Annotated in this window: 3 protein-coding genes; 2 read left to right on the top strand and 1 reads right to left on the bottom strand. The window is 61.2% G+C overall.

All coding sequences use genetic code 11. From position 1 onward, the window contains the following. Positions 1 to 118 precede the first annotated feature (118 nt). Positions 119 to 535 (bottom strand): hypothetical protein, encoded by a 417-nt coding sequence (locus tag XcuCFBP2542_RS18570; protein WP_223214375.1) that lies wholly within the window; start codon positions 533 to 535, stop codon positions 119 to 121. Between the two features lie 147 nt (positions 536 to 682). Here XcuCFBP2542_RS18570 and XcuCFBP2542_RS18565 point away from each other — a divergent pair, with 147 nt between their 5' ends. Together XcuCFBP2542_RS18565 and XcuCFBP2542_RS18560 are read left to right on the top strand one after the other, a co-directional pair. Further along, complete coding sequence (locus XcuCFBP2542_RS18565; RefSeq protein ID WP_104605693.1) at positions 683 to 1,324, top strand: DUF1629 domain-containing protein; 642 nt, start codon at positions 683 to 685, stop codon at positions 1,322 to 1,324. Positions 1,325 to 1,359: 35 nt separating this feature from the next. Further along, on the top strand, positions 1,360 to 3,660 hold a 2,301-nt coding region (locus XcuCFBP2542_RS18560; RefSeq protein WP_249027688.1), incomplete at its 3' end, for an AHH domain-containing protein.

Raw genomic sequence — 3,660 nt, 5'->3', positions numbered from 1 at the left:
ACCACCTTCTGGGACGGTGGAAAGGGCCTGTTTCCAAGGCTCAACGCAGATTCAGGGGCCTCAAGGCACCCACACGAATCCGCGATGAGCCTAATTTACTGACTTATGAGTAAGAGCCTTATTTCTTACTCGGAATAAGGGCCACAACAAGCTTGGTCCCCTTGGGTAGTTCCGCGCGCAGTTGCGCTTCCATGACTCCATCTTTCAAGTCGAACCAAGGGTCCATGTAGCCGCCTGGAACTTTGAGCAGGTAGTGATAGCTCTTATATCTGACCCGGCTGTGGATGCACACGAGGGTGCCGCTGGGCAGCTTCGCTGGAGGGTTCCAATCCGCAACAACCTTCACATTTTTCTTGTAGAGAGCATTGGCGATCTCGTCAATCTCAAAGCCTTCAGGGTGGTCATCTATTTCGCCTGACTTTTCCTTTTCCAGTAGACGCTTTGCCCGCTGATATGGGATGTCCAGGATCGATGCCACGCAGGCAGCTGCACAGCCCCATTCGTCTTCCTGCGATACAAGTTCGTATTTCCGCATGCGTCCTATCCTTGTCTGAGGTTGCTGCATTGTATCGCTATCCATACAGCTGGAAACGGCCGCGCTCAGCTGTCCATGGCGAAGGGTAGGGCGGTAGACTCATGGGCAGAGCAATGAGTTGACACCCGCATGGAGGAGACCGGATACATGGAAACGAAGACGATCAACGAACCTAAGGTCGGTGAGTTCTTCCAGTTGCGTCCCGATGCCCGCCGAGGCGGAAAAGGCCATGGCGTGGTCTTTGAGAACGAGAAGGCATTGCTGTCGCCTCCGCGGCTCATCTTGAAGCCAGACGAGGGTGGGTTTCCTCCGTTGCGCGAGACTCCGCGCTTGGTCTACATCCCCAGCGAAGGGGAGCTTCCGCAGGACCTGGAGGGCGGTTTCAGTGGCTACTGGTTGGTCTCCCAACGGCTCCGCCAAGTGATCGAGTCCGTGGACTCGGATGCCTTCGTTTTCGCTGACGCCGACTATCGCTTGGCCGATGGCTCCAAGGGGCCGATGGTCTTCCTCTGCGATGTCGTTCGCACGTTGGATGCCTTGGACGAGGACGCGTCCGAACTCGACATCAAGATCAGCGATGACTATGAGGACGGAAAGTATTACAGCTTGGCCGGCGGGAGTCGTTTGGCTTTCAAACGTGACGTGCTTGGAGAGGCCCACGTTTTCAGGCTTCCCTTCCATGGAGGGGTTTTTTGCGATCGAGTGTTCAAGGACGCTGTTGAGGCAGCGGGGATTGGTGCTGAAGGCCAGTCGGACGGCCTCTGGTTCTACGACGTAGTGAACCGTTGACGCGAGCCGCAAGCAAACAGGAAGGAGCCTGAGTCATGCCGAACTATCGGACGCTTTTTCAAGATCACCACAACATCGAACAGCAGACGCTCAAGAACAGCGAGTTGCTTGCGAAGCTTCAAGAAACGGGCCGGTTCAACATCCATGCCCCGGAGAATCGCCTGTTCCTGCCGTCCGATCCGCAGTTCGCGGAGGCGTTAGACATTACGCCTCACAGCGGCGGACCTCTTGGGGCTTATCAGGACGGTGTGATTGAGCGCTTGGACGACCTACAGGCGACCCGGGATGGTCGCGCCGCCTTGCGTGGCGACCCCGAAGCATTGGACCGCGTCGCGCAGCGTGTGGAGCAATTGCGCGACACTATCAAGGTCGGCTTGATCAATGGCGACTTGAACACCAATACGCCCGTGGGCCTTACGCCTTCGCAGGCGGGCGTGAAAGTTCAGAACTTTTTCCGTGACACCCCGGGCTACCACCAAACCCACGCTCAGCAAATCGACGCCCTGAAAAGTTTCACGGGAGTGGATCACGGCTGGGGAGGTGTGGCGAACTCCGAGTCCCGCATTGTCACCGCGCTTGATCAGATCCAGGTCAGCAATACGGCTATTGCGCGCGGCGGGAATCCAACGTTGCAACGAAGTGGACTATCGCTCGCTATTGCCAATGCCCATCACGACGGGCGCGTGGTGCTGTCAGAGCAGGGCATCCTCAAGGTTGAGCAAACCCTGGGAGAGGAAGCCGCACAAAACCTCCGTGTGCCGCTCGGGCAGCGCGGTGATGTGGCCATGCAGCTATTGATGGGCGAGGCTTCAGCGCGGGGACTGACGCGTGCGGGCGGACTTTTGACCACCGGCGCGGATGCCGTCATGACCGCGCGCACTGCCTCGGCGTTGATGGAACAGGGCAACACCACGGCTGCGCAGTCGGAGGTTCAGCACGCCATTGCACGCAACGCGGGCGGCTGGGCGGGTGGTGCGTCCACAGCCGCAGCACTCAGTAGCAGCGGAGGCTTTGTGCCCGCTGCCTTGGTGGTCGGCGACGCCGTCCTGATGAGCAAGGCCTTCGACAAAGGCGCTGACTTGTTGGACAACCGCGCCATTTACAACCAGACCGACAAGACTGGGGTGGAGTGGCAGTTCAACGGACGAGATTGGCAGCGCCAGGGCGCTTTCGAGCGCGGGGCCGATGGGCGAGACACTCCCAGTCAGGCTCCGGTGGGAGCCAGCTACGCCAAGTCCCAAGAGTTGGGCGCCATGGCGAACGCCAAGGCCGCTGAGTTCGCGCTGGGCAAAGCACCACCGCCACAGGATCCGTTCAATCTCCCGGCCAAGCCTAGCGATCAGACGGGACTGGATAACCCAAACTGGCAGCGCAATCCGACTACCGAGTCCTGGGAACGCCAGGTCAAGACGGGCGTGGCGGGGGGCAACGACCAGGGTGTTTACGAGCCTCAGGCCGCTACCCCTGCGCAGGCGCAGCGCCTAAACCAGGAATCCCTGGCTCGGATCGAGAACAACATTGCCACTGGCGGCGAGGCCATTGCACAGTCCTATCTAGAGAACCATGCCGCCCAGCGCGGGCAGGACTACGGTGTGGGCACTCCTGCCGCCGTCGAAAGTGCTCGTGCACAGCAGGACCGGGTGCAAGGCCACGATGGTCAGACCTACCAGCGCAATGAGGCTGGGCAATGGGCCGGCAAGGACGGGGTGGCCACCGGCAACCTGGCCGTGGAACTGGAGCTCACCAACCAGATCCGCCAGCCGTCCCTGGAGCGCGCCCAGGAGAACTTGGCGGCCATCCAATCGCGGCCAGCGCCCACGCCCGCGCAAATGGAGCACAACGAGCTCCTGCATCGCTACCGGGCCGCGGGCGTCGACCTCAACGCCCAGGAGAACAACCTTCAGGCGGTGGAACTGGCCACCCAGCGGACCAAGCAGGCCGAAGGCCTCACTGGCCCGACGATGCAGCAGCTGAAGCCGAGCGAGCAGGGGCAATACGGCTACGACAGTCCCATTGCCCACTACCAGACCGGACCCGATGGCGTAGCCCACCAGGTCGCGGTGACCACTTCCGAAGAGCTACGCCATGCCAAGGCCGAGCTGGACCAGCCCGCAATGGCGCACGCGCCGACGCTGGGCGCAGTCTCCGTGTCAGCGTCAGGCCACAGGAAGGAGCAGGAAGCCGAACCGGCGCAGGAGAAGGTGGCGCCGGACCCGGTGGCCGACACGTCCGCGCATCCTGGCAGCCTCACCGACACGCCGCTATCGGAACAGACGGCACCGCGCCGCATGGACCCCTTGGTCGAGCAGTTCTATGCTGCCTTGGAAGCCGGCGAC

Source organism: Xanthomonas cucurbitae, from assembly GCF_002939885.1.
Classification (GTDB): domain Bacteria; phylum Pseudomonadota; class Gammaproteobacteria; order Xanthomonadales; family Xanthomonadaceae; genus Xanthomonas; species Xanthomonas cucurbitae.
The sequence above is the reverse complement of the archived record's forward strand: the minus strand, read 5'-3'. Positions and strand labels throughout refer to the sequence as shown.

Bases quoted from the DNA above. Each gene is read 5' to 3' on its own strand.
- XcuCFBP2542_RS18570 (WP_223214375.1), bottom strand. From the start codon at position 535: ATGCGGAAATACGAACTTGTATCGCAGGAAGACGAATGGGGCTGTGCA.
- XcuCFBP2542_RS18565 (WP_104605693.1), top strand. From the start codon at position 683: ATGGAAACGAAGACGATCAACGAACCTAAGGTCGGTGAGTTCTTCCAG.